Below are 26380 nucleotides of genomic sequence, written 5' to 3'. Positions count from 1 at the left end.
CCGGGCGCCGATGCGCAAGGATGGGGGCATGCCGAACCGCCTCGCCGACGCCACCTCGCCGTACCTGCAGCAGCACGCCGACAACCCGGTCGACTGGTGGCCGTGGGGGCCGGAGGCCTTCGCCGAGGCGGAGCGCCGTGGCGTACCGGTACTGCTGAGCGTCGGGTACGCCGCCTGCCACTGGTGCCAATGACTTAACACAACCAGGTAGTCCTGACCTGGGGCGTTGTCAGGGGGTAGTCGCATGGACACGTACGATGAGGAACTGGGCAGGAGTATAGACGCTTGGGTGGAGGCCGAACTGGCCGCGTCGCCCGAGTGGGGGCCCGAGAAGTACGAGATCATCCGCCGGCGCTTGGAGGACAGCGCGCCCGCTGTCGCCGCTGAGGAGTAGGGGGCGCGGAGCCGCAGCCCGCGGCTCGCACGACAGTGCCGTGGGAGAGGCCGACGGGTTCTCTCCCACGGCACTGTCCGTAACCGTGAAGCTGATCGGCGGGCCCGGCTCAGCCAGCCCGCCGGGTGCCCACTGCCAAGATCAAGAGGTGGGGCGGCACGGAGCAGTCCACAGCGCGGAGGCAACCTGAGTCCAGCCGTGATCGGTCTTGCTGTCGTCGCGCGCCTCGTTCGCGATCACGAAGCCGTGCTGCTCCAACTGCTGCACAGCAGCCTCCCGGGGCAGCACCGGCACTTCCTCGCCTTCGAGGTCGATCATGTAGCGACCGGGGTCGTCGGGCGAGGGCGTGACGAAGGCGTCCGCAGGGCCAAGATCGACCGGCCCGACCACGGCTTCGGGCCCCGGCGCGATGACGTAAAGCCCCCACCGCCCGCGGAAGACCGAGACCTCGGCACCGTGGAGCGCCGGGAGACCGACGTGATCGGGATGGGCTTCGGGCACGAAGGACTCCTCGGGAACGATCAACACCGTCCTGCTGACCGTAACTCAACAGTGGGACACTCGGGTTCGGCCGGATACCCAGCTCTGTGCCCCGTAGCTCCAGTCGGCTGAGCATCAACCGCCATCGGTAGCAGCGGTGTTGCGGGACAATGCCTGCGTGTATGAGACCCTGATGCCAACCGAGGAGCAGCTGCGTGCCGCCTTGGCGGCGCTCGGCTTGCCGGTGCCGGCAGCTTTGGAGCACGACGACGAAGCACTGCGGATCGCGGCCCTGGCTGCCCACCTACGCCGGAGCACCGAAGCAGCTTCCTACAACCTCTTCCGCTCCATCGACTTGGACACGGCGGTGGAGGCTGCCGCCGTGACCCATCCCGCGAGCTGGCCCGTTCAGGAGGACCATGCCCTCACTGCCCTCGGCCACCTCGGTCGGGCCGACAGTCATCTGGGCGTACTCGCCCTCGACTTCACCGCCCCGGATGCCACTGTGGTGATCACCGATGACGGCTCTCGGGAGGAGGGGTTCGCTGCGGCAGCGGTCCGTCTGCTGGACGCGGTCGGCGACACGATCAGGCTCCGCGCGCTGCCCGAGGGCATCAAGGACGACGATCTGGTGCAGCAGGCTCTTGAGCACCTGCATGAGGGGGAGCGGCTTCTCACCGAGGCACTGAACCGCCGTGAAGCCGCCTTGGCCGACGAGCCGTAGCCCAGTCCACCGAGCCGGGCCGATCGGCCCGGCGGTCAGGGGGACGCGGTGGTCACCAGAGGCTCAGCGGGCGCCCTTCCGCGATCACCGCTTCGACCCGGGCGGCGATCTCCACTCCGGACTCGCCACCGACCAGGCCGGCGCGGATCGCGGCGCCGATCGCACGGGAGCGTCCGGCCGGGCCCCGAAGATCCGCCAGCGGACTCCCCGGGTCGCGCCGCCGGGCCACCCACTCGGCCCGGTTCTCTGCCGCTGTGCCCAGCCGCAGGTGCGCCGGCTGCTGGCAGGAGTGGTTGTCGCAGGTGTGGCAGACGGTCAGGTCGGTGCCCCATCCCAGCCGCGGGATGACGCCGTGCGCGAGCTGGTACCCGTACAGGTGCCCGGGCACCGTGCCGCGACGAGTCCGGCCAGGCCGCGAGGTGGCCCGGAAGGTGGCATGCCCGGTGCTGGAAATCCCACCGGTGAAGAACCAGCACCCCGTTGACGGGGCCCGGTAGACCTTCGCCCAGTACCGGGCCTGAACAGACTCGTCGGCCAGCCAGCCAGCCCACTCAACCGCCGCTATTCGCACGGGCGTTGGGTCACCGAGGAGAGAGAGCTGCTCGTCAACGCGAGCAGGCCCGGACCCCCTCACCGCAGAGCGCGGGAAGAGTCCGGGCCCGAGGCTGCCGCTCTCAGCCGGCATCGACCAGGCCGCCCTCCGGCACGGAGTCCGGAGCGGACGCAGAAGGTCCCGTGGCAGCGGCGCCGGCCTTCCTGGCTCGGCGGACCGGGCGCGGGCGCTCCGCACGGGCGCGCAACCCCTCGATCACCTCCTTCGCGCGGGCAGCGGTAACAGGCTTCGCCTCGCGTTCCAGCTCCTCCGCCGTGACACCGAGCAGCTGCGCGACCAACTCGGCATCGTTGTTGAACAGCCGAAGGACAGCAGCGGCGGCCTCCCGCGCCGCGACCTCGGCGTCCTCCTTCGCCTTCGCCGCCGTCACCGCGGCCTCCCGCGCGGCCAGGACGTTCGACGCAGCCAACTCCCGCGTCCGCGCCTGGACTTCTTCCACGGCTCGAACCCTCCGCCGCAGTTCCGCCGCACTCACCGTTGCCACCGAAGTCGTACTCACCCGTTCCCCATCTCAGCCAGATCCGTGCTCATCGCGCGCACCGTAAGCACGAGCCCGCGGATACCTCAAATCCCGGTACCAGGAAGGAACTTCCAGGTTTTTGTGCCTCCGGCGGGTCCTCTCTCGGAGGGGGTGGGGGCGGGTCGGTTGGGTGCGGCTTGGTGGTGGTTGGGGTTGTGGGGGCGGGGCTCCCTCCTCGGTCGGCCACCCGGAGGGCGTACCAGGAACCCGGGCAGGGTGCCCAGGCCAAGCCGCTTCGCGGTCGCTGCGCGAGCCTGGACACCCCACCCGGAACCCTGAAACGGCAGGAGCTGTCCGACCGAGGAGGGAACCCCGCCCGGGGCCCGTTGTGGCCGGGCCCGGCCGGGCGGGTGCGGGTCGGTGTGGTGAGAAAAGGGCAGGTCAGGGCGGTTCTCTGGCTTGACCAGACCCCTAGAACATGGTTTAATTAGTGATGTCGGAAGGGGAGGGCAACACCCCGCCGGCCTCCGGAGGGCTGACCGGCCCCCGGCACCCACTCTCACCAGGAGAAGAACTGTGGCGACCCCCCAGGCGGACGTGAACCCCAAGCTGGCCACCATCAAGGCGCTGCTCGCCAAGGCCGAGAACTCCGCCGCCTCCGAGGCGGAGGCCGAGCTCTACCGCGCCCGCGCGATGGAGATGATGGCGAAGTACGGCGTGGACGAGGCACTGCTGAGCGACGGGCAGCCGTCACGGGACGGGGTCACGGACAAGAACTTCGACCTCCCCAACCCCTGGTCCATGTCCCGCGTCCGCCTCATGTACCACATTGCGGAAGCTGTCGGCTGCAAGTCCATCCTCATGGGCCAGCAGGGCAACGGCACCCGCCGCGTCCACGTGGTTGGCTACGAGTCCGATGTCCAGCGCGCAGAGATCCTCTACACCTCGCTCCAGCTCCAGATGCTCAACGGTCTCAATCGGCAGGCCGTGCCGTACGGCGTGCGCAGCCCGAAGGCGTGGCGCAACTCCTGGCAGCTCGGGTTCATCGTGCGCGTCACCGAGCGGCTCGCGGCCATCGAGGAGGCCGCCCGAGCCGCCGCCAGCGGGGAGACGTCCGCCACCGGCCGCAGCGGCGAACTCGTGCTGGCAGCCCGAGGCGGCATGGTCCGGGCCGCGTTCCAGGCGGCCCATCCCACCGTCCGCAAGCAGAGCAGCTCTTTCAGTGGCACCGGGTACGGCGACGGCATCGCCGCAGGCAACCGCGCCGACATCGGCGGAACCCGCCGCATCGGAGCCGCGTCCGCCGGAGCGCTCATCGCCTGATCCACGCACCACCGCCGGGGCGGCGGCCCGCCGCCCCGGCCCCACCTCCACGCGCTTCGAGGAGCCCCGCGTGTACATGGACTGGATCAGGTTCGCCAAGACCGACCAGGATGGCCGCCACTACTTCCAGGTCTACAGCGTCCCCCAGGCGTGGAACGCCGCCGCCCCGAAGGTCCCGGGCACCGGCCGGATCAGCGAGAGCGCCGCCCGCGCTTTCGCCAGCGCCAGCCCGGCCGGGCACCAATGGCGCGTCCCCTGCCACTGCACCGACTGCGCCATTGCCGCCAAGTCCGTTGAGAGCAAGGCATCTTGACCACCCAGGAGAGAGTCATGCCCCGCAAGCACCGCGCCACCCCCGCCCGCATCCTCACCGCCGCCGCCGACCACATCGAGCGCGTCGGCCTCTACCAGGGTGACCACCTCTGGCAGCCCGGACGGATGGGCAACAACGCCCCGTGCAACCTCCTGCACGCATGGGGGCGCGGCGTGCGCGCAGCCCGGCCCCGCTGGTCTCAGCGCGGCGAGGTGTGGGAGGTCTTCCAGCGGTCCCTGTTCGACTCCCTGGTGGTGCTCAGCAACCAGGCCCACGGCCGCCCCGTGTCGCCCGTCCGGTGGCGCAAGCTGGGGCTCACCGAAGACGCCTACCGGCGCACCCTGTTGTGGTGCTGGACCGACACCCCTGGGCGGACCACCGCCGAGGCCGCCGCCCTGATCCGCTCTACCGCAGCCCTCTACCGGAGTGACGCCGATCACACCGTCCCCGGTTGCCCCACCCTCCAGAACATGGTTTAATTAATGATGTCGGAAGGGGGAGGGCAACACCCCCGACCGACACCGCCGCCGGGGCCGACCGGCCCCGGCGGAACCTCTCACCAGAAGGCAGTACGACGATGACCACCAAGACCGAAGCCGGCCTCCAGACCGCTCCCGCCCCGTGGCCGACCATCAGCGTCGCGGAACTCCTCACGCACCCCGGCAACCTCCGCTCCGTCGAGCCCCCGGCCGATCTGCTGGCCGACGTGAAGGTCAACGGCGTCCAGGAGCCGCTGTACATCGTGGACACCCACGGCGGGGTGCCCCAGATCATCGACGGGTTCCAGCGTCTGGCCGCCGCCGTCGACGCAGGGCTGGAGGAGCTGCCGTTCACGTCCCGCCCGGTGATCCGGATCGACGCCCTCACCCCGCACCCGGAGAACGCCCGCGAGGACCTGGACATCAACGCGCGGTTCGTGGAGTCCTTCCGCGTCGAGGGCTGCCGCATCCCCGTCAAGATCCAGCGGCTTGAGGGCGGGGTCCTCCAGGTCAACGACGGGAACCGGCGGTTCTACGGTGCGACGGACGCGGGCCTCACCCACGTGCCGTACGAGTGGGAGGACGACGACCGCGACGCCGCCGGGCAGTTCCTCGACATGATCACCACCTCCGAGCAGCGCAAGGGCCTGACGACGAAGGAGATGAACCAGGCCATGTTCAGCGCCGCCGAGGCGGGCGCGCAGGTCGGCCGCATCGCCAAGGCGGCGGGGGTCCGGCAGAAGGACGTGCGCACTCTCGTCAAGGTCCGCAACGACGAGACGCTCAACGCCGCCATCAGCGCCGCGAGCGGCTACACGTGGACGTTCGAGAACATGGCAGCCCTCTCCGAGTTCGCCGACAACCCGGAGGCGCTCGCCGCGATCACCAAGGCCGCCGCCGCCAAGGGTGCGGACGAGGCCAAGGTCCAGTGGGCCATCGAGGTCGAGCGGGTCAAGCGAGACAAGGCGGCCAAGGCTGCGGCCCACCGCGCGGAGCTGGAAGCCGCCGGACAGAAGATCCGCGACATCGAGGAGCTGGCCGAGCGAGCCACGGCCGTCTCGGAGCTGCGCGGTGTCAAGGTCGAGGAGCACGCCACGTGCAAGGGGCAGGTGTGGGTGTTCGACGACCGGCGCGGCGACCGGTACGAGCCCTACTGCTCCGCCCCCAGTCTGTACGGCCACATCGCGCCCGAGAACGCCAAGAGCAGCGGGACCAACAGCGCCGCCACCGCCGCCGAGGTCGAGGCCGAGCGCGCCGCCCGCGCCGCCGTCAAGGCGGGCAATATCGACTGGGACGCCGCCGAGGTGATCCGCCGGAAGTGGCTCGCGGACCTGACCAAGTCGCGCAACCTCCCGAAGGCCAGCACCCTCGCGCTGATCCGCCACGTCAACGAAGCTCTCCTCAGCGGCACTTGGGGGATCTGCGACGACCTGAACAAGGAGCCCACCACCGAGATCCTGGCTGACTTCCTGGGTCTGAGTGCCCAGCAGGCCACGGACCGCAGCGCGTTCGCCGAGTACGCCGCCAAGGACCCCAGGAAGGCCCCCCAGCTCCAGTTCGCGGCCATCGCCGCCGTCCGCGAGAAGTGCGCGAACCGGTCGGCGTGGCGGACCGACAGTCAGCACGCTCCGTGGACCCGCAAGCCCACGGCGGCATGGTTCCGGGTGCTGGAGTCCCTCGGGTACCCGCTGACGCTCATCGAGCGGTCCGTGGTGGACGGGAAGCCGTACGACCCGGCGAAGGAGGAGCCCAGCGCCTCCCTGCTCGGCGGAGGCGACCCGGAGGCCGAGCAGGGCGACGAGCAGGGCGACGAGGAGTCGGAGGCCGAGCCGGTCGAAGGTGAAGGCGAGGACGAGCAGGCCGCCCACGACGCCCGGCCGGAGCAGGCCGACGAGAACCCGGAGGGCGAGGCCGAGCCGGACGCCGAGCAGGCGGCCGAGGAGCCGGAAGGCACGGAGCCGGAGGGCGAGGCCGAGCCGGACACCGAGGAGCCGACGGCCGATGAGCCGGAGGGCACGGAGCCGGACACCGAGCCGACGGCCGACACCGAAACCGCCTGATCCTCCCCACCGATCCGACGCCGGGGGCGGGAACCCGCCCCGCCCCCGGCCGCCCCTCCAGGAGCCCCACCGTGACCCGCACCGCCCTCTCCGAGACCCACGCCGACGACCACTGCTGCGGATACGCCGCCGCCCCCGCCGAGCCCAACAACAGCGTTGCCGCCGACCTCATGCAGGCCCGCGCCATCGCGTCCGGACTCGCGGAGTTCGGCATCGGGTCCGCCCGCTGGTCGGCCGCCTACGACCGCGAGGCCGCCGCCGTCGTCCTGCGCGTGGACACCCCGCGCGGACTGTACGCGCTCGTGATCCCCGAGCCCGGCCAGCCGTTCCCCGTCCGCCACCACGGCGAGCGCATCGGGGCCCTGGACAGCCGCCGCACCTACGGCACCGCCGACAGCTACACCGCCGCCCTGTTCGCCGCCTTCCTGCGCGACCGCGCCGCACTCGACATCCCCGGCCGGGATGTTTGCCTCACCCCCCAAAACATGGTTTAATTAATGATGTCGGAGGGGGAGGGCAACACCCCCAACGACCCACGGGCCGCCAGCCGGCCCCGACCCGACCCCGGCCGCACGCGGAGGGCAACCCGCCCGGCCGGGGCCCGATCTCTCTCACCAGCAGGAGCACCCACGATGACCAGCGCAGCCATGCGGTTTTCCGTCCCCGCGACCGCCGAGTCCCGCGTCCGCCAGCTCGTTGAGGCCACCAACGCCCGCGCCGCCGTCCACCGCCTCAGCCCGTACGCGCTCGACATCTCCGCGCAGTTCCTGGCCGACTACCGCGACGCGGACGGCCGCGTGATCGGCAAGCGCTCCACCGTCACCGTGACCATCTCCGGCGACCTCCCCCGTCACCAGGGCTGGACCGTCATCGCCCGCCTGGACCACGACGAGGAGGGCGAGACGATCACCAGCCTGTTCCCGGGCCTGCCCGAGCGGGACGCCGAGGCCGCGCGCCAGCACCGCGCCACCGAGGGGTTCTGCCAGGGGTGCTCCGTCGCCCGGCACCGCACCGCCACCTACCTTGCCCGCCACGAGAATGGCGAGATCAAGCAGTTGGGCACCACGTGTGTCGAGCCGTACACCGGCCTGCCGATCAAGGGCCTTGAGGCCCTGTGGCGTCTCGGGTCGATCAAGGACAGCGACTGGGACGGCGACGAGGGCGGCGTCCCGGCCGACCTGCGCGTGGCGGTGGACGAGGTGCTCCGGGTGGCCGCCGCCGTCGTCACCCAGGACGGCCGCTTCTACAGCCGCTCCGAGCAGTGGAAGAACCGCGTGCCGACCGCCGATTCGGTGGACGCCTACTTCTTCGACCGCAAGGCCCCGCAGGAGTGGCGGGCCGGAATCGACGCCGAGCCCGACGCGGCCAGCACCGCCGCCGCCGTCCGCGCGTGGGCCCTCCAGGGGTACGGCAGCCTCTCCGAGTACCGCCACAAGGTGGGCCAGCTGGCCAAGGGCGAGACCGTCGCCCCCCGCCACCTGCCGACCCTGGTCTCCGCCGTCGCCGGGTGGCACCGCGACCAGGAGAAGGCGGCCATCGAGCGGGCCGCCCAGAACAGCAAGCCGCAGGGCACCAAGGGGGAGCGGCTGACCGTCCCCGCCACCGTCACCACCGTGATCGAGCTGGAGGAGCGGCACTACGGCTACCACGCCCAGCGCCGCCGACTGATCAAGTTCCAGGACGCCGAGGGCAACGTGTTCGTCTGGTTCTCCTCCGCCGCCACCGTCCCGGACAAGGGCGACGAGGTCGAGCTGACCGGCACCGTCAAGGAGCACAGCACCTACGGCGAGACCGCGCAGACCGTGCTCACCCGGTGCCGCGTCACCGAGCGCGAACCGGTCGCCGCCTAGGAGGCCCGGCCGGGCGGACACCACCGCCCGGCCGCCCCCGGCCGCCGGGCCGTGGGGCCGGGCGGCATCGAGCCGCCCACCCCCACGCTCGCCCACCGCCCGCCAGGGTGACGCCCGTCCGGCGGCCGGCCGCCGGACGACCCCGACCGGAAAGGGCATCCCTGCGGGACGGCGCAGCCTGGCCCGGCTCGCAGCCGGCCGGGACGTCCGGGCCGCAGGCGGCCCTCCCGCCCCGCCCGGACGCCGGGCCAACGGACGTGCCCTGCGGGCACGACAGCACTCTCCGTCGCGCTCCGCGCGACCAGGCGGCACCCCGAGGACGGGGGCGCCGCCCGCCCCCGACCGCACCGCCGAACCCACCGAGGACCACCCATGCCCGAGCCCGTGCGCGCCGCCGCCCCGTTCGGAGACCCCTCGCCGCAGACCTGTCTGCAAGTGGCCGGGGAAGCCGCCCTGCTCGCCGTCATCGCTGCGGACGACGCCATGGCCGCCGTCTGCCGAAGCCGCTCCGGGGCCGCGCAGTTGGAGGCGGCCATGCACGCTGCCCACCGGGAAGCCGTCGAAGCTGCCCGGCACGCCGACCGCGCCGAGCAGTACGCCGACGACCCCGAGATGCCCGCCAGTGCGCTCGCCTACTGCGCCCGCCAAGCCGTCCACCACGCGGTGCTTGCCCAGGCCGCCGCCGGAGTCGAGATCACGGCCGCCGGCCTGCGCGCCGAACTGGACCGCGTCCTCACCCCCGCGGAACTGGCCGAGCGCGAGAGCGCCCGCCGCCAGGAGGAAGCCCAGCGCGAAGCCGAGCAGCAGGCCGCCACCGGCATGGACCGCCAGAACCGCGAGCAAGCCGCCTCGAACCGATTCCTCGCCGAACACCACGTCGCCGAACTCGGCTGGAGCACCGGCCACTTGCGGGTGATGGAGGCCGCCGCGACCGGCCGCCTGTACTGGCGCGGCGGCCGTGCCCGGCTCGCGGCGCGGCACGGCGAGTGGACCGGCGGGCGCCGGATCAGCCAGGAGAGGACGCAGGCCCTGCTGACCGCCAAGTTCCTCACCGCCGCCCAGCGGAGCGATGGCACCCGCGTGCTCACCCCGAGCCCGATGGGCCACGCCGCGCTGGAACTCGCCCGGCTCCACCAGGACGGACTCCACAGCACTGACCAAGCAGCCTACGAAGCACGGTTCGCCCGGGTCCGACGCCGCCACAAGCGCCGCGACGACCAGAAGGCCGCCGCCCGCCGCCTGCCCCCGCTCGACCCCAGCGCGCAGAAGCTCTACCGGAAGCCCGTCACCATCGCCGAACAGCAGGCACACCCCGACCAGCAGACACCCCTCGAACCCGCACCGGCCAACCCGCCGGAGACCGGCACCGGAAGTCTCCCCGCCGGTGCCCTGCCACAGCTGGCACCCACCCCGACCACGACCCCGCGAGCCCCAGCACGCTCTCCGCACAAGCTCCGACGAGCACTGCGGGGAGCCCGGCCGATCCCCGTCTCCCCACTCCAGCCCACCCTGTGGTGACACAGCGATCGTGGTTTTTGTGCCTCCGGCGGGTCCTCTCTCGGAGGGGGTGGGGGCGGGTCGGTTGGGTGCGGCTTGGTGGTGGTTGGGGTTGTGGGGGCGGGGCTCCCTCCTCGGTCGGCCACCCGGAGGGCGTACCAGGAACCCGGGCAGGGTGCCCAGGCCAAGCCGCTTCGCGGTCGCTGCGCGAGCCTGGACACCCCACCCGGAACCCTGAAACGGCAGGAGCTGTCCGACCGAGGAGGGAACCCCGCCCGGGGCCCGTTGTGGCCGGGCCCGGCCGGGCGGGTGCGGGTCGGTGTGGTGAGAAAAGGGCAGGTCAGGGCGGTTCTCTGGCTTGACCAGACCCCTAGAACATGGTTTAATTAGTGATGTCGGAAGGGGAGGGCAATACCCCGCCGGCCTCCGGAGGGCTGACCGGCCCCCGGCACCCACTCTCACCAGGAGAACCCAGTGACCCAATGGTCGCCCACCGTCGCCGACCTCGCCGACCTCGCCCACCCGATCGCCCTCGCACTCGGCGAGGACTGGCGACCGCAGCAGGCACTCCACGGCGTCCAGGAGCTGGCCCACGCCGCCAACCTCACCCACCCCGACGGCCGACAGCTCCACCTCTCCGAGCGCTACGACGACCCCGGACACCTCCACATCCGGGGCGCGTTCCCCGCCACCGACTACCCGTTCCGCACCGGCGAGCGCGACAGCGTCCGCGCCGCCAAGGACGAAGACCCCGCGCGGATCGCGGCCCTGATCTCGGAGCGCCTCATCCCCGCGCACCGCACCGTTCACCAGCGCGTGAAGGACCACAACCGCGAACAGGCCGCGATGCGCCGCCAGACCGAGGACGCCGCCCGCGAAATCGCCGCCCGGCTCCCCGGGGCCCGAACCCGGATCGACGGGACGAGCGCCTATATCCACATGAGCCTTGAGCCCGGAGAAGTCCGAATCGGACTGGAATCGGGCGCGGTGAACATCGTTCTCCAGGATGCGCCCCTGATCATCGCCGAGGCCGTCGTATTCGCGGTCAGCCGATTCCTGCCCGACATCCAGACGCCCGAGGATGAGCGCGGCCAGAACGCCGAAGAATTCGACCTCTGATCCCCTTAGGAATTCCGGCGGCGCGCTCCCGGAGCGCGCCGCCCCATCCCCGCCCCGGAGGGGCCGCAATGAGCGCAGACCTGTTCGCCATCCGCCCGCAATGGACCGTCCAGGCCCCGCACCTTCGGTGCACCCTGAGAAGGGCCCTTGCCGCCCAGCCCGAACAAAGGGTGTGGTCCGGCACCGAGCACATCAACAATGCTGGAGCGCTGGCCTACGGCGGAGAACTCCCCGATTCCGGACCGTGGTACCTCGACCGCTCCCAGCTCCGCACGCTCAAAATCGCCATCGAATGGCGCAGGGCCAAGCGCGAGGCCAGCCCGCAGAAAGTCGCCCCGGACATCCTCGAACACTGGACAGAAATTGAGGACGAGGTCATAGCGGCATACCGGGCCGCGTGCCACAAAGAGGGGCTGTACTGGATGTGAGGGCTTGCCGAACACCCCAGAACATGGTTTAATTAGTGATGTCGGAAGGGGAGGGCGACACCCCGACCGACACCACCGGCCAGCCGGCCGGGGGCCGAAATTTCTCACCAGGGAGACCAGGAAATGCCCAGCAAGCCGAAGATGACCGACGATGAGCGCCGCGCCTACAGTGCCCAGATGCGCGGTGAGCTCGAAGGCGTGATGGACCGCGCGTACGGCGCGATGGTCACTGACGAAGGATTCTGGGCCGCCGTCATGCGCACCGCCGCGACCCTGGGCGACCGCAGCCCCGTCAACTGCATCGCCATCGCCGCCCAGCACCCCAACGCGACCCGCGTCCTCAGCTCCGGCGACTGGCGCAAGGCCGGGCGGTTCCCGGCCAAGGGCTCCACCTCCCTCCGCATCTGGACCCCGATCCGTCGGCGGACCGACGATGCCCAGGCCGCCCCCGAGGCCGGGCCTCGGGAAGCCGTCGCCGCCACCGAGGGGGAGGGGCGCAAGGTCTCCGGTTTCAAGGCCGGGCCGGTGTTCGACATCAGCCAGACCGACGGCGACGCCTACGAGGAGCCCGCCGCCGCCGTGCTCGCGGCCGAGGCGGTCCGGGACATCCTGCTCACCCAGTACCGCGACTGGTACCACGAGGACCCCGAGCAGGCCGGAGGGTTCGACTTCGCCCGCGAGACCCCCGACGCCGCCGCCCGCATCCTGCTGTACGGCCACGCATGGCGGCGCATCACCGAAGCGGACGCCCCGCTCCCCGGCCAGCATCTCGCCGAGGTCGCCTCAGCCGCCCACGTCGCCGCCCTGATCCTCAAGATCACCCCCGGCCCGGCCGTCATGCCCCCGCTCGCGGGCATCATCACCCAGGACAAGAAGCCCCCCGTGCACGAGTCCGCCGTCCGCGCCGTCGAGACCGGCCGCGCCATCGCGCAGGCCGTCACCGCTGCCGCCGAGCGCCGCCGCGAACTTGCCGCAGCCGGTTGACCCAGATCTGAAAACATGGTTTAATTAATGATGTCGGAAGGGGGAGGGCAACACCCCCGACCGACACCCCCGCCGGGGCCGACCGGCCCCGGCGGAACCTCTCACCAGAAGGCAGCACGGACGATGACCACCGAGACCCAGACCCCCACCGTCAAGGACTTCCCCACCGCCACCCTCGTGACCGCCGGACCCTGGGCCAGTGGCCACCAGCTCGACCCCCGCCCGGCCCTCGTCGTCGGCCCCTGGGGCGGGGCGGACTTCGCCGACGAGGCCCGAATGGTCGTCGTCTGGTACTACACCATGGGCATCCCGGTGCCGGGCCTGAGCGTCCAGGCGATGTTCCCCCACGAGCTGACCCCGCTTGACGACACGCTGACCACCATGGACCAGGGCACGTTCTGCGACATCGCCGCCAGCCTGACGCTCGGCCGGTTCGCCTACGACGACGGGCGTGACCTCATCGACGCCGTGAACCGCGCCGTCCGCGAGCGGATCGAAGCCGCCCCGGCCACCCGCCGCAGCTGACGAAGGCCCCGCCGGTCCGGGGGAGGGCAACACCTCCGGACCGGCGGGCCCCCACACCCGAGCGGACACCCCTTCGGGGCGGCAGCAGGCACGGTCCGGTGCGTTCACCGCCGCCGGCCGACTCCGCCTAGCGGCTCCGCCGACCGACGGCGGGCACCGGACCGCGAAGGACGCGCCCCGCGGGGGCGCGGCAGCCCCTGCCGTCGCGCGGGGCGCGACGGCGGCGGACCGCTCGTCCCTCACGGCCCGCCCCCGGTGGTGCTCACCGCTTCCAGCACCCCGTCCGCCCTCCGGGCGGCCAAAAACTCTCACCAGAAACCACCAGTTCAATGACCATCGAGATCACCCACACCCGCCGCGAAGGCACTCTCATCACCGGCAGCGCCCGGGGCGACGGATCGGCCGAGATCCTGAAACTCCGCGAGTACGGCCGCACCCTGCGCCAGGGCTTCCGCTGGAGCAGGAACCTCGACTGCTGGTACCTCCCGCACAGCCGTGACCACGCCGCTTACACCCCCAACCTCGAACTCCTCGCCCAGCGGCTGCGGGACGCCGGCCTCGACGCCACCCTGACCGTCGACAACGCCGACCGCCGCAGCTTCGCCGAGGCCGAGCAGGACCGGGAGGAGCGAGCCGCCGACCGCGCCGACCGCTTCGGCGGGTACGCCGACAACGCCGCCCGGAACTCCACGGCCGCGTGGAAGTCCGCCCACGCGATATCGGAGCGGTTCGAGTTCGGCCAGCCGATCCTTGTCGGCCACCACTCGGAGGGCCGCGCGCGCCGCGACCGCGAGCGCATGGACACCTCGATGCGCAAGAGCATCAGCGAAGGCGACCGCGCCCAGCACTGGGCCGACCGGCAGAAGGCCGCCGCCAACTACGAGCGGTTCCGCAAGGACCCCGGCCGCACCCTCCGGCGCCTGGACAAGCTGCGGGCCGACCTGCGCGCGGTCGAGAAGTGGGCGCGCGGCGAGTCGGCGAAGGGGTACTCCCGCAACCCCGACGACCCGGAGCTGACCATCCGGCACGAGGAGCTGACCGAGGAGATCGAGCTGTGGGAGCAGGTCATCAAGGACGCCGAGGCCAAGGGCTTCAAGGTCTGGACGAAGGCCGACTTCAAGCGCGGTGACTTCGCGCTCCACCGAGGCACCTGGTACGAGGTCCTGCGCGTCAACCCGAAGTCGCTCACCATCCCGCACATCTTCAACGGCACCGGCAAGACCATTGTCCGCGCCACCGACGACGGATACGACGGCTGGACCTCCACCGCCCCCTACGACGACGTCGCGGGCCGCAAGAGCGCCGACGAGATGCAGCCCGCCGCACCGGCCCAGGCCGCGTAGGACCGCCGCGCCCGCCCCGGCGGCCGAGCGCCCCGGGGCGGGCCCCCTCTCTCACCAGAACAGGGCCCCACCATGACCACCCAGAACCTCGAACGAACCGTCGTCCTCACCGCCATGCCCTTCCGCATCGGCACCCCCGACCTCGAATCCCGGTACCCCGTGATCATCGGGCCGGACCTGGTCATCGGCCGCGCCTACCGGTGGCACCGGGACTGGTGGGTCGTGACCAGCGCGGGGGAGCGCAACATCGGCCGCCCCAAGGTCGGCGTCCCCGGCATCGAGAAGGCGGCCGTCCGCCTCACGCAGGAGTACGCCGCCGGTCGGATCACCGCCGTCCCCCTGGGCCAGATCCGCGCCGAAGAACCCCAGCCGCTGACCGGCCCCGTACCGCTGCTGCACCCGCGGATGCCCGTCAACGACCGCAACACCAAGAGCGCCGAGACCGCGTTCGCCGGACTCGCGAACCTCCGGTGGCGGGCGGTCCTCACCGGGTTCCCCGGCAGTGACAACCACTGGGTCCTGCTCTGCGAGCTGTGCGGGTGGATCGGCCCGAAGTTCTGGTCGCACCTGCGCGGGAGGAACGGCGACTTGCCGAGCCTTCACCGCCACGAGGGCGGATGCGTCGGCCCGGACCGCGTCCGCGAACTGATCCCCGCCTACCAGCAGTAGACCGACCAACCCGGGGGCGGCGCCGCCGCCCCCGGGCACCACCGAGATGGACACCCCCATGCTGATCCGCTACACCCCCGAGAGCATCGTCATCGCCGACAACCCGGCCGCCATCCTGGAGTGGGCCGCCCACCACATCGAGCACGTCGGCATCCACCAGGGCCCGCGCCTGTTCGCCGGCCCCGGCCGTACCGCCCTCCTTCCGTGCTGGCCGCGCGGCGCCCTCGAAGTCGCAGCCGGAGAAGGACGTGGAGCCGCCGGCCGCACCTACGACTGGGCCCGCATCCACGGGGCCCGGGACGAGGCATTCGCCCTGCTCGCCGAAACCCTCACCGGCCGCCCCGCGGAAGCCGCCGACCCCGCCGCCGCGAAGGACCAGCACCGGGACGTCATCGACCGGTGGAGCGCCGAGCCCGGCCGCACCGCCGCCGACGCCGCCCGCGCCTTCCGCGAAGCCGCCGTCCGCGCCGACCACACCCTGTTCTGACCGGGCCTGCCCCGCCACCCCGACTCTCCGAGAGCCAGCACGATGGACCAGACGACCACACTCCGCAGCACCACCGGGGCCCCCGGTCGACGAGGAGCCGCCACCCCGAGCAAGGACGGCGTCCACCGAATCGGGATACCCCTCCAACCCCGGCTCAGCGCGACCGACCTGATCCGCGTACTCCTCGCGGCACCGGCGGAGACCGACCTCCACACCCTCGACCCCGTACAGGTCCGCGCGCTCGTTGCCGACGTGCTCACCCAGTACGGCTACGAGGTACTCGACCGGTCGCCGTACGACCCCGGCCGAAGCCGCCACCAGGACGCCCGCCGCGCGATCCGCCGTGCCTACGGCCCGCGCTTCCAGGGTTCCCCAGCAGAACAGGCCGTGCTCGCCGACCCCCTGCGCGAAGTGCTCGCCGCCACCCCGGACGGTCGGCCGTGACCACGACCGTCACCGAGCCGGCCGGGGCCCGCGCGCGGCAGACGCACTACTGGCGGGTGCGCAACGGGCGGACACGGGAACCCACGGACAGCGCCCCGCGGACGTGGCACATCCGCCACGGCCACCCCGGCGGCGAGTACAGCGACCTCGGACACGAACTCGACCCGCCCGAGCACCACACCCCGACCCTGCTCACCCGCAGCCGCCGGACCGGGCGCCGGGAGACGGAGGAGTTCCGGGGCGGGTGTCTGGCCTGCGGATGGGAGGGCCCCGTCCACCAGGGCGACGGGTACGGCGACGGCGACAACCCGGCCGTGGAGGAGGCGCACGACCACGCCTTCCCCGGGTGGCGCGAGCTGCCGCCCCTCACCACCATTACGGACCGGTGGGCACTCCCGCGCGACCGGGCACGGTGGGCACAGCTGACCTCCCGCTACCCGCCCGGGTGGCTGGACCAGGGTGCCCCGCTGGTGGCGTGGAGCCGTCACCACCGTGAGGAGCACGCGCCCCCGCACAACGGGCGCCCCCGCTACGAACTCCGCGTTCCCCGGCCGCCCGCCGCCCCGGGCCCCGGCCCCACCGACCAGGAAGCCCTGTTCTGATGACCGCCGCACCCCGGGCCAGAGCACCGCCGCCCGACTCAAAGATGGTTCAATTACTCCGCCGTCTGCGGAGTGGGCAACCTTCGCCCCGGCGGGTGCCGAACCGGCACCCGCACCACCAGGACAACAAAGGACGGCCAGCGCGAGTTTGGCAACATGGCGCTGGCCGTCCGGGTGTTCTCTCACCAGAAAGAACAGCACCATGCTATGCGATCGGCACGCCGACTGTCCCCAGCCCGGGGACACCGTCCAGCTCAGGGGCGGTAACAGCATCGGCGCCAAGGCCACCGACAGCTACGTCCTCGTTGAGGACTTCCCCCGCACCGGCCGGCACCTCGTGCTCAACCTCCCCGTGGGCCACCCCGCCCACGACGACTGGGCTGCCGCCGTCCCCCTGGCAGAGATAGCCACCCTCACCCGGCTCGAACCCACCGGCAGCCGCACCTGGACGCCCGTCCCCGAGCCGGACGAGACCCAGTGACCACCCCGAACGACCACGACCACCAACAGGAGACGACCGTGCCCGCCAAGACCGGCCGCACGCGCTACTCACGCACGGACCTGCGCAGGGTCCACGGCCTGAGCGAATCCACCCTCCAGAACCTCTGGGTGAACAGGGAGAGCAACGGGCACCCGGCCGCCGAGATCATCGACGGCGTCATGCACTGGGACAGCGTCGAGTGGGCGACGTGGCACCACGAGCTGCAGCGCAGCCGCGCCGCCGCGAACACCACCAACGCGCCGAAGCTGGACGGCGACCCGGAGGAGATGGTGGGCCCGGCCGAGGCCGCGAAGATCTGCGGCTTCGCCGACTCCACCACCGTCTCCCACTACGTCAAGACCCCGCCGGAGGGCTGGCCCGACCCCGACGACTGGGACGAGCTGCCCACCCGCCGCCGCCCGAAGTGGAAGCGCTGGCGGCTGTGGCAGTACCTCGCCGACCGCAAGGGCCGCGGCCACGCCGGCGGACGCCCCACCGGCACCGGCTCCCGGGTGGCCTACCCGTACCAGGGGGACGAACGACTCACCCTCGCCCGGCAGGCCCTCGCCGCCAACCCCAAGGCCACGAACGCCGAGCTGATCCCGCAGCTCCTGGAACTCACGGAGAAGCCCTACTCCCGGCCGACCTGGAACAACATCCTCAAGTCGGCCCGCGCCCACCCCGAGGAGGACTGACCTTGACCGACCCCCGCTGTCCGCGCTGCGGCGGCCCACTCGGCGAACGGCCCGCCCGCTCCCGGGTGACCACCGGCCGGGACGTCCCGATCTGCACCACGTGCGGCACTGACGAGGCTGTGCGCGAAGCCCAGCGTCAGGCACCCGTGCCGCCCGGCGAGTGGCCGCTGGCCTAGTTCGGCCGGCCCCAAGCCCACCCGGTGGCACCGGAAGGTCCCCCGCTCCAGCCGATGGAGCGGGGGACCTTTGCTTCGACAGCCACCCCGTATCCGCAGGCATCCGTCGTCGTTGGACACGCGGACCCCATCAGGCCGACGCAGAAGGCGGACCTCCGATGACCGGGCACACGCGACCGGCCCAGCCCGAGTACCGACCGCCGACCGAAGCGACCGTAAAACAGCTCTACGCCACGGCTTTCCGGTGCGGCAAGCCCGAATGCCCGAGGCCGCTCTACCGGATGAACAACGAGACCGGGGAGACGATCCTCAACAGCCGCATCGCCCACATCCACGCGCGGCGCCAGGGCGGCCCGCGATGGGACCAGCAGATGCCCGAAGCCGACAACCGCAGCGCCGGGAACCTCCTGCCCCTGTGTCTCGAACACGCTGCCGAAGTCGACGAGACCCCCGCGCACTACCCCGCCGACCTGCTCCGGGAGTGGAAGCGCGAACAGCTCCGCGAATACGACACGATCCAGCGGGCGTGGCCGATCACCGACGACCAGGCCGCGGAGGCAGTCGAGCGGTCGTTCGGCCCGCAGCAGGAGGCCACCGCCACGGCGGCAGCCGCCGCAGTGGCACATGTGGCCCGGTGCGCCAGCCGACTGGTGGAGACCAGTCGCCAGCAGCGCCGGTCGGCGGCGGATGCGGCTGCCGCCTGGCAGGCGATGAGAGCTCGGTGGGCCCAGCGCCTCGGCCCGTTCTTCGCCCCGGACACCGGGGACCGGCTCACACCCGACGAGGCACAGGTGGAGCCGCCGCGCCGCGACACCGAGGAGTGCGAGTCTGCGCTGCGGTCGACCCTGCGCGCGGCGAAGGAAGCCACCGAGCCGGTGGCCACCGACCTCGTCGCCGAGCTGGGCGCGGTGCGCGTGGTGTCGAGGGCTCTGGGGCCGTGGTGCGACCAGGTCGAGCACGAAGTGCGGGCCCTGGTGGGAGCTGCCGCCAAGTGGGACAGGTCCGACTCCGGTGACAGCGCGTGGAGCCAGGCAGTTGCCCGCTTGGAGACGGCCGTGCAGGCCCTCGGTGCGGCATGGCACGAGGAGGAAGCCTGCTCGCAACCGCCGCAGCCGACCGTCCGGCAGTCCGAGGCCACTGCATGTCCGCCGGCCGCCTGATCCGACCCAGCGGCACCCCCGCCCGAACACCAGGCACAGCAGCAGGCCAGGACCGCACACCGACCGTGACGCCCAGGCCCACCCCTACCTCGACACCCGACCGACCGAGGTAACAGTCCGACAGCACCCCCGGCCTCGAACGAGCCCGATCCGCAGCAGCGACCAGGCCCCCACGAGTGCCCGACCTTCCCCAGGTTGATCATGATCTTGAATTTTGAGGACCAAGGTATCGTCACTTCGTGACGATACAATCCTCAAAGACGACCGGATCTGACCGGAAGAGCACGGGGGGTGAGTGGGCCGATGGCGTGGGTGACCATGATCGGCCCCTCCGACGAGCAGATTGAATACCGCCTCACCGGCGGCCACGGCTGCGGGAAGCCGGTCCTGGTCGACGCCGAGCCGCTCATCGCCGCCATCGAGGCCAGGGCCGAGGCAACCGGGACCACCGTCGCCGCACTGCTCGGCACCACCGAGGCCAAGAAGGCGTTCTTCCGGGCCCGCACCCAACTCCGGAACGCGCAGAACCCGAGGTTCACCGGGTTCGACGCCGTCGAGCTCGCCGCCGCAGCCGGCCTCAACGCCCGCGACCTGTACGACGACCAGGACCTCCCGCGCCCGGCCGCCGACGGACAGGTGGACTACCACCTCGACGCCAGCGAACGCCCCCTTGTGTGGATCGGCGGCGGCCTCAACGAATTCGGCATCACCCCCGGCAGCATCCTCGCCCCCGAGGACTTCAACGCCGCCCGCAGGCTCATGCACGGCGAGGACCCGAACACCGGCAAGACCCTCGTGGAACCCAAGCTCGCCATCGCCCCCGCCGCGAAGCTGCCCGCCGCCCCGCTGGTCCGCGCCATCCGCCGCACCGCCGCCGAACGCGGCGTCACCCCCGCCAGCCTGCTGGACTCCGAGCGGAAGAAGGACGCCTTCCGCAGGATGGAGAACCAGCTCCAGCGGTTCGGCGAATCCCACCGCGTCCCGGCCTCCACCCTGCTCAAGCTCGCCGGTGCGGTCGGAGTCGACGCCGTCGACCTCTACGGCGAAGACGCTCTGCAGAAGGCCATGGCCGCCGAAGCCGGTGGCCGCCTGGACGCCCGCCCGCTCCTGCGCGCCGTCCAGGCCCGCGCCGCCGAGACCGGGCAGCAGCCCGCCGACCTGTTCACCGCCGCCTCCATGCAGCGCCGGTACACCCAGACCGCAGGCGAAGGCCGCCGCCGCCTCCGCGACCTGCCCATGGACGTCCGCGAAGCCGTCGCCATGGCCAAGGCCGCCGGGCTCGCACCCGAAGAGGTGTGGGACGCCGAGGAGATCAGGGCCGCCCTGCTCGAAGGGCGGGTGCAGGTCGGCCGGTTCGGCGCGGACGTCACCCTCGACCTCGCCAAGTCCAAGTCCGCGTTCCTCGCCTACGCGCCCGAGGAGATCGCCGCCCAGGTCGAGGGCATCTACACCGCAGCCGGCCGCGAGTCCATCAGCGCGCTGGAACGATGGACCGCCTACGCGATGCGCGGACGGCACGGTGACGGCGCCGAGGCCGAGACCGTGCCCACCAGCGGCTTCTCCGGCTGGATGATGGTGCACCGCGCCGCCCGGCCCGTAGACGGCGCCCCGTTCGGCGACCCCCACTTCCACCTGCACTTCACCCTGGCCAACATGGTCAAGAGCACCGAGGACGGCCAGTGGTCCACCGTGGCCGGCGGAGGGCGGGACCTGCACCGGCACGCCCGCGCGACGCAGTCCCTCATGAACGCCCGCATCCGCCGCGAGCTGACCGACACCTTCGGCATCAGCTTCCGCCGGGAGGAGCGGACCGGCGCGTGGGAGATCGCGGCGATCCCCGAAGCCACCATCCGCCTGTTCAGCAAGCGCGACAGCCAGGTGCGGGACCTGCTCAGCAAGTTGGGCATCGACTACGACAGCGCCACCACCCGCGAGCGCACCGCCGCCTCCGCCGCGTCCAAAGCCGCGAAGAACGGCGAAGCCGCCGGAGTCGAGGACGACGTCCTGCGCGCCTACTGGCAGGCCGAGGGCCGCGCCGCCGGTGACGACCCCGACGCCATCACGGCCAGCGCCATCGAACAGGACCGGACGGGCCAGAACCCGGACCTGGACCAGCTGTGCGCCCAGGTCTTCGACCCCAAGACCGGCCTGACCAGCCACAGCAAGGACTTCACCCACGCCGCCGCCATCGCCGCCGTCCTGGACGCCCTCCCGTACGGCGTCGCCGACGCGGACGAAGCCGAGCAGCTCACCAACTCCGTCCTGCGGCACGCCGGGTACGCAGTCAAGCTGAACCCGAAGGGCGCCCAGCACTTCACCCACGCCGACCGCTACACCACGGCCGACGTGGTCGCTGCCGAAGCACTCATCGTCACCGAGGCCACCAACCGCCTCAACGAGCAGGCAGCCGTCGTCACCGGCGACACCGTCGCCATGACCCTGTCCGCCGTCGAAGCCCAGCACGGCGGCGAGTTCGAGTTCTCCGCCGAACAGCGCGCCGTCCTCGAACGGCTGCTGACCGCAGGCCACGGCATCGACGCGGTCGAAGGCATCGCAGGCGCGGGCAAGACCACGATCATGAACACCGCGAGGGCCGCGTGGGAAGCCAACGGACTCGTCATCGCCGGCGCGAGCACCGCCGCCGTCGCCGCCGCGAACCTCAAGGCGGAAGCTGGCATCACCTCCCGCACCCTCGCCTCCTGGCTCACCGGCATCCGCACCGGCGGCCCCGGCCTCACCGGCGTTGACGTGCTGGTCGTGGACGAGGCCGCGATGTGCGATGACCGCGACATCGCCGAACTGCTGGCCCACGCCGCCACGACCGGCACGAAGATCGTGACCGTTGGCGACCCCAAGCAGCTGCACTCGCCGGGCATCGGCGGGTCCTTCGCCGCCATCCACAGCATCGTGGGCGGGCTCAGCCTCACGGAGAACTTCCGGCAACGGGACACGATCGAGCGCCGGGCGCTCGCCCTGTGGCGCGACGACAACCGCACGGACGCGCTCCGCACGTTCGCCGGAACCGGCCGCGTGCACGCCCTCGCCGACAAGGACGAGGCGCTCGCTGCGATGCTCACGGTCTGGGCCGACAAGCGCGCCGCGCACACCGACGACCACACCGCCGTGCAGCAGCTGCTCATGCTCGCGGCCACCAACGAGATCGTGGAGGAACTCAACGTCGGGGCCCGGGCGCTGCGGAAGGCCAGCGGCGCTCTCACCGGCCCGGAATACCTCTTCGCCCTGGCCGGCGGCGGTGAACTCGCCCTGTCCGTCGGTGACCAGGTCCTCCTGCGGTCCAACGACTACCGGAGCAAGCGGAGCCGGGGAGCGCACGAGGACGTCCTGAACGGGCTCCGCGGACTGGTGGTCGCGGTGGACGAGGACCGCCGTGTCCTGGTCGAGTGGAGGGCGAAGACCGAGGACGGTCACCGCGACGTCGCCGAATGGGTGGACGCCGACTACATCGCCCACGGTGGCCTCAGCCTCGGGTATGCCATCACCGGCCACAAGAGCCAGGGCCTCAGCGTGCAGGAAGCCCTGGTCTACGGTCCCGGCGCGCAGGCCAACGCGCTCTACACGATGATGAGCCGCGACAAGAAGGAGACGCACCTCTTCCTGCCGCTGTCCGTCTACGAGACCGACGCCGACCGTGCCCGCGCAGGCGAAGCGCTCACCGACCAGGAACAGCTTGACCGGGCGGTCGCGGGCCTCATCCGCGAGATCGAGACCGGCACCGAGGAACGAATGATCCTCACCGAACTCCCGACGGCCGCCGTCCCCGCCCACGTCCGGCACATCGTCCCCGACCTGCCGATCCCGCGCGCCCCCGGCACCGGCGACACCGCCGAGCAGGACGACATCGAGGAGACCGCTCCGCAGCCTGGACCCCGCCGTACCACCGGCGCCGCCAACCGAGCCGCGACGCCGCCCGCAGCCCCCGAGCCCCGGCAGCCGGCCGCCGCCCGTCCCTACGCCCACCTCACCAGCGAGGCCCTGCGCGACGCCGCGCGCAAGGCCGCCGCAGCAGCACGTGCCACCAGGACGGCCGCCGAGAAGGCAGAGGACGCCGCGGGCCGCGCCGAGCAGAGCGCGACCGCCGGGACGGGCCCCAACGTGCTCGCGCTCAGCCGTCGGCATCAAGAAGTCGCCGGACGCGCCGAGGCGATCCGCGACATGCGCGCCCTGGAAGAGGTCATCGCCGAACACACCGCCCGGCTGCACGGCACCCAGGCCCGCATCGGCGGGATCGAGCAGCAGCTGGCCGCCACCGGACGGTTCGGTCGTCCCGTCCTGCGCGGTGACCAGCGGACCGCCGCCGAGGCAGAGCGCGAAGACCTCGTCCGGACGCGCCACACGACCGAACAGGAGCTGGAGAGCGCGAAGGAACGGCTCCGCGAAGTCGCCCCCCAGGCCGGGCCCGCCGGTGAGCATGAAGCCGTGCTCACCGAAGCCGATCTGCCGCAGGCAACGAAGGCCGCCCTGCTGCGACGAGCCAAGGACAAGGACGCCGAGGCGGCCAAGGCCCTCCGCACCGAGGCGACCAAGGCACGCCGCACCGCGCGCAACGCCGACGGCCGGGCGTCCGGCCTCCGGGAGGAACTGACCGTGCGGGCCGACCGCAACCGGCAGAGCGCAGAGCCCGCGGAAGCAGCAGCACCGACCCCGCCGCAGCCCGAATCCCCGTACGGCCACCGGACCACGACGGATTACCCGCACAACAGCATCCCGCCGGACAACGTGCAGGACGCACTGCCCGTGTAGTCCGATCCGGTCTGAGCAGTGTCGGTGGCGAACGCCCAGCGTCACGGCAGCCTTCAACGACCACGCCTGCGAGAACGCTTCTTACGGGTACGGCCACGGCGGCCTGCGTCCGACGGAGCTGTCGGCGGCGGGCATGCTTGGCACCAGAGCGCGGTGACGGACATCGGCCCGGCCGGCGCCGCGCACTCGGTACCGCCGGTAAGCGAGCCCCGGGTCCCGCACCCCTGGCAAGTACGCGCCTCCTCCAGCCTGCGCGCCAAATCGCACGGTGGGCAGCAGACCGTCTCCGGCGCCTCGACCCAGACCACGGTCGGCGTCGAGACGAGCCGGTCCGGCCTGATGTGCACGCACAGCCGCGCCGTCCCGGACCAGACTGCGGCCATGAGGGCTTCCAGGGCTAAGCGCTGCCAGGCTGGCCGGCCCATGAACACCGGGACAGAGGCCCCTCTGGCGGTCAGGAAGGCATCGCTCTCGGCAGTCGCGGCGTCGATCTGGTCGCGCAACGCGGAATCGGCGGGCAGGTCCGAACCGGCGGGCTGCATGGTGAAGCTCCTCGTGAAGGATGTGGACGGGGCAATAGCAAAAGGGCTGGAGCACGGATGGTCGTCGCGGGTCAGTCCGCTGCGGGGCAGCGGCATCAGATTTGGCGGAGTGCTACCAGGACGCGGCCCATGAGGTGCGGGTCGTCGACGGGAAGGTGTTCGTCGGTGATGGGCTCGTACGGCCGTGGCCGTCCTGCCCGGTTCGACGGTTCTCTGGCGGTTGCTGTCCGAGGTCTCGGTGCCGTGGTGCCGGGGCGGACCTCAGCCCAGACGGTCTTGCCACCGTTCGGCGGGTGGTAGTACCCCCATCGGCTACTCATGTGCTCGACCAGGAAGAGTCCGCGTCCGCGCTCAGCATCGGTGCTGACAGTCTTCGGCGCTGGGGGGCGTGTGTCGTTGTCCGTGACCTGTACCAGGACGGTCGGGCCGCGCAGCTGGAGGTCCAGGCCGATCAGCTGCACCTTGGACAGCACCGCAGAGGTCAGCCGTTCGGGCTGCTTCACGTCGTTTGGGTGCTGGATCGCGTTGGTGACGAGTTCCGAGAGCACTAACAGGATGGAGTCGATCAGGTCGGGAGGCACCTGCCAGCGGCCCAGCACATCACGGGCGTGGAGCCTGGCCCAGCCGGCCGCATTGGGGGTGTCGGCCAGTTTCAGGTGACTGTGGGGCACAGTGGGGACTTGCTGCATTGTGGACGCCTCCCGGCGGGGGCGGTGGCCCGAGTGTCCGGGCCATCGCGCTGGTTGGGGGAGTTCCTACTTGGTGGCGACGAGGAGAAGCGCGCCGTGGGGGGCAGTTGGGGAAGCGCCCTCAGCTCAGCGTCCGAGAACCGCTTCTCGGGCTGCGCGGGACCAGATGGATTGCTGGCGGAGGGTGAAGCCCATCCGGTTCCAGTGGAAGATGACGTGCCGCGCGAGGATTCCGCGCATTCCAAGGCTGAGCTTTCCAGCCGCCGCCGCCTGTTCGAGCGCCCGTCCGCCGGTCTCCAGGCCACTGATCCATGGCTGAACGTGCGCGAGCGCTTCGGATTCGAGAAGGGATTGAGCGTCTGCCAAGAGGAGTCTGCGCATGGGCTCAACCATGGTGCTGACCTGATCGGAGGTGACGTCGTCTGTGAGCGGACGCCGTACTTCGACCAACCCCCACACATCGCCCTGCTCGCCGAACTCCAGGCCCGCAGAGCGCATCATCATCGACATGGCCAGGAGAGAAACCGCCTTGGCGTCCAATCCTGCTTGCCGGTGGGTCTCCGCAGCCTGGTACTCGATCACGCCGACGCTGTCGGCGTGGAACAGCTCGTGCGCGAGGGCCATTCCGTCCGGGCCGCCGAAGGCGGTCACCTCCGGTTCGTACTGAGCGGCGCTCCACTCCGCGGTCACGTTCCAGGAGACGGAGCTGTCGAGCGCCTCGGCGACGTGGCGGACGGCGTCCTCGGCGGTGGAGCCCGGTGCGGGGTAGTAGCGCAACCGCCAGTGCGGGTGCTTGCGGACGAACCACCAGCTACCCACTGGCCCGGTGCGAAGGGCCGGCTGGAGGTAGGCGCGGAAGATCCGGTGGCCTGTCGGGTAGTCGGTGAAGCGGATGTTTGCTTGGTGCCAGCCGGACGGCTCGGCTTCGAGCGCCGCCCGACCGGCGTCCTGGTACCGCTCGATGACCTCGGACAGTAGCGCGGGTTCCGTGTCGGCGGTGCGGGCTGCGTCTTCGACGGAGACCCCGCCGAGAACAGCCAGGACCGCGTCCTCCAGACGGTCTGTGCGGTGCACGGCCGGAC

The 26380-nt window shown here is 71.7% G+C and carries 27 protein-coding genes and 1 pseudogene; 23 read left to right on the top strand and 5 right to left on the bottom strand.

What is annotated here, in order from left to right:
* Window positions 1–28: 28 nt before the first annotated feature.
* Window positions 29–187, top strand: a pseudogene (locus tag BI06_RS46500) (DUF255 domain-containing protein); the annotation flags it as partial.
* 57 nt (window positions 188–244) lie between these two features.
* Window positions 245–394 (top strand): hypothetical protein, encoded by a 150-nt coding sequence (locus BI06_RS52450; protein WP_199523306.1) that lies wholly within the window; start codon window positions 245–247, stop codon window positions 392–394.
* 141 nt (window positions 395–535) lie between these two features.
* Here the strand turns inward: BI06_RS52450 and BI06_RS18990 are convergent, their stop codons facing one another.
* Window positions 536–922: a hypothetical protein gene (locus tag BI06_RS18990; protein ID WP_055731133.1), complete on the bottom strand. Its 387-nt coding sequence runs from the start codon at window positions 920–922 to the stop codon at window positions 536–538.
* Window positions 923–1052: 130 nt separating this feature from the next.
* On the opposite strand from BI06_RS18990, the gene BI06_RS18985 reads away from it, so the two are divergent.
* Entirely contained in the window at window positions 1053–1598 is a 546-nt protein-coding gene (locus BI06_RS18985; protein WP_043469325.1) for a hypothetical protein, read from the top strand.
* 52 nt (window positions 1599–1650) lie between these two features.
* Here the strand turns inward: BI06_RS18985 and BI06_RS53660 are convergent, their stop codons facing one another.
* Together BI06_RS53660 and BI06_RS18975 are read right to left on the bottom strand one after the other, a co-directional pair.
* Window positions 1651–1986, bottom strand: coding sequence for an HNH endonuclease (locus BI06_RS53660; RefSeq protein ID WP_233290191.1), 336 nt, complete (start codon window positions 1984–1986; stop codon window positions 1651–1653).
* Between the two features lie 286 nt (window positions 1987–2272).
* Window positions 2273–2686 (bottom strand): hypothetical protein, encoded by a 414-nt coding sequence (locus BI06_RS18975; protein WP_158516441.1) that lies wholly within the window; start codon window positions 2684–2686, stop codon window positions 2273–2275.
* A gap of 561 nt (window positions 2687–3247) precedes the next feature.
* Between BI06_RS18975 and BI06_RS18970 the strand changes: the two genes are divergently transcribed.
* The 20 genes from BI06_RS18970 to mobF all read left to right on the top strand — a co-directional run bounded on the left by BI06_RS18970 (window position 3248) and on the right by mobF (window position 24067).
* The gene (locus BI06_RS18970; protein ID WP_051741247.1) at window positions 3248–3994 is read left to right on the top strand and encodes a DUF2786 domain-containing protein; all 747 of its coding nucleotides are present in this window, start codon (window positions 3248–3250) and stop codon (window positions 3992–3994) included.
* Between the two features lie 76 nt (window positions 3995–4070).
* Window positions 4071–4307 carry a hypothetical protein gene (locus BI06_RS18965; RefSeq protein WP_149030400.1) on the top strand — a complete coding sequence of 79 codons (237 nt, stop codon included), beginning with the start codon at window positions 4071–4073 and terminating at the stop codon, window positions 4305–4307.
* Between the two features lie 17 nt (window positions 4308–4324).
* Window positions 4325–4786, top strand: coding sequence for a DUF6197 family protein (locus tag BI06_RS18960; RefSeq protein ID WP_043469316.1), 462 nt, complete (start codon window positions 4325–4327; stop codon window positions 4784–4786).
* 98 nt (window positions 4787–4884) lie between these two features.
* Window positions 4885–6846: a ParB N-terminal domain-containing protein gene (locus tag BI06_RS18955; RefSeq protein ID WP_199523305.1), complete on the top strand. Its 1962-nt coding sequence runs from the start codon at window positions 4885–4887 to the stop codon at window positions 6844–6846.
* A 71-nt stretch (window positions 6847–6917) separates the two neighbouring features.
* On the top strand, window positions 6918–7340 hold the full coding sequence (locus BI06_RS18950) for a hypothetical protein (protein WP_043469315.1): 423 nt from the start codon (window positions 6918–6920) through the stop codon (window positions 7338–7340).
* A 138-nt stretch (window positions 7341–7478) separates the two neighbouring features.
* Entirely contained in the window at window positions 7479–8696 is a 1218-nt protein-coding gene (locus tag BI06_RS18945; protein WP_043469314.1) for a hypothetical protein, read from the top strand.
* A gap of 372 nt (window positions 8697–9068) precedes the next feature.
* On the top strand, window positions 9069–10214 hold the full coding sequence (locus BI06_RS18940; protein ID WP_051741246.1) for a hypothetical protein: 1146 nt from the start codon (window positions 9069–9071) through the stop codon (window positions 10212–10214).
* A gap of 453 nt (window positions 10215–10667) precedes the next feature.
* The gene (locus BI06_RS18935; protein WP_043469312.1) at window positions 10668–11312 is read left to right on the top strand and encodes a hypothetical protein; all 645 of its coding nucleotides are present in this window, start codon (window positions 10668–10670) and stop codon (window positions 11310–11312) included.
* Window positions 11313–11380: 68 nt separating this feature from the next.
* Window positions 11381–11740, top strand: a complete 360-nt coding sequence (locus BI06_RS18930) for a hypothetical protein (RefSeq protein ID WP_043469310.1) — start codon at window positions 11381–11383, stop codon at window positions 11738–11740.
* A gap of 123 nt (window positions 11741–11863) precedes the next feature.
* Window positions 11864–12724, top strand: coding sequence for a hypothetical protein (locus BI06_RS18925; RefSeq protein WP_043469308.1), 861 nt, complete (start codon window positions 11864–11866; stop codon window positions 12722–12724).
* Window positions 12725–12847: 123 nt separating this feature from the next.
* Window positions 12848–13249: a DUF6409 family protein gene (locus tag BI06_RS18920; RefSeq protein WP_043469306.1), complete on the top strand. Its 402-nt coding sequence runs from the start codon at window positions 12848–12850 to the stop codon at window positions 13247–13249.
* A 329-nt stretch (window positions 13250–13578) separates the two neighbouring features.
* A complete protein-coding gene (locus BI06_RS18915; RefSeq protein WP_082558541.1) occupies window positions 13579–14592 on the top strand; it encodes a DUF3560 domain-containing protein in 1014 nt (337 codons plus the stop codon).
* Between the two features lie 72 nt (window positions 14593–14664).
* Window positions 14665–15261 (top strand): hypothetical protein, encoded by a 597-nt coding sequence (locus BI06_RS18910; RefSeq protein WP_051741245.1) that lies wholly within the window; start codon window positions 14665–14667, stop codon window positions 15259–15261.
* 58 nt (window positions 15262–15319) lie between these two features.
* A complete protein-coding gene (locus BI06_RS18905) occupies window positions 15320–15748 on the top strand; it encodes a DUF6197 family protein (RefSeq protein ID WP_043469304.1) in 429 nt (142 codons plus the stop codon).
* Between the two features lie 42 nt (window positions 15749–15790).
* Window positions 15791–16192: a DUF6181 family protein gene (locus BI06_RS18900; protein ID WP_043469302.1), complete on the top strand. Its 402-nt coding sequence runs from the start codon at window positions 15791–15793 to the stop codon at window positions 16190–16192.
* Window positions 16189–16794 (top strand): DUF6349 family protein, encoded by a 606-nt coding sequence (locus BI06_RS18895; protein ID WP_043469300.1) that lies wholly within the window; start codon window positions 16189–16191, stop codon window positions 16792–16794. Before BI06_RS18900 ends, BI06_RS18895 begins: the two co-directional genes overlap by 4 nt.
* Window positions 16795–16996: 202 nt before the next feature.
* Window positions 16997–17275 carry a DUF6211 family protein gene (locus BI06_RS18890; RefSeq protein ID WP_043469298.1) on the top strand — a complete coding sequence of 93 codons (279 nt, stop codon included), beginning with the start codon at window positions 16997–16999 and terminating at the stop codon, window positions 17273–17275.
* A complete protein-coding gene (locus tag BI06_RS18885) occupies window positions 17272–17970 on the top strand; it encodes a hypothetical protein (protein ID WP_043469296.1) in 699 nt (232 codons plus the stop codon). The genes BI06_RS18890 and BI06_RS18885 overlap by 4 nt, the downstream gene beginning before the upstream one ends.
* Before the next feature lie 334 nt (window positions 17971–18304).
* On the top strand, window positions 18305–19306 hold the full coding sequence (locus BI06_RS18880; protein ID WP_051741244.1) for a hypothetical protein: 1002 nt from the start codon (window positions 18305–18307) through the stop codon (window positions 19304–19306).
* 303 nt (window positions 19307–19609) lie between these two features.
* Entirely contained in the window at window positions 19610–24067 is a 4458-nt protein-coding gene (gene mobF, locus BI06_RS18875) for a MobF family relaxase (RefSeq protein ID WP_233290190.1), read from the top strand.
* Between the two features lie 637 nt (window positions 24068–24704).
* On the opposite strand, the gene BI06_RS18865 is transcribed toward mobF, so the two are convergent.
* Both BI06_RS18865 and BI06_RS18860 read right to left on the bottom strand, forming a co-directional pair.
* A complete protein-coding gene (locus BI06_RS18865) occupies window positions 24705–25298 on the bottom strand; it encodes an ATP-binding protein (RefSeq protein WP_051741243.1) in 594 nt (197 codons plus the stop codon).
* 126 nt (window positions 25299–25424) lie between these two features.
* Window positions 25425–26372, bottom strand: a complete 948-nt coding sequence (locus BI06_RS18860) for a thiopeptide-type bacteriocin biosynthesis protein (protein WP_043469292.1) — start codon at window positions 26370–26372, stop codon at window positions 25425–25427.
* Between the last annotated feature and the right edge of the window lie 8 nt (window positions 26373–26380).

It is taken from the genome of Kitasatospora sp. MBT66, from assembly GCF_000710405.2.
GTDB lineage: Bacteria > Actinomycetota > Actinomycetes > Streptomycetales > Streptomycetaceae > Kitasatospora > Kitasatospora purpeofusca.
Note: the sequence above shows the minus strand (reverse complement) of the source record. Positions and strands in the feature narration are given on the sequence as shown.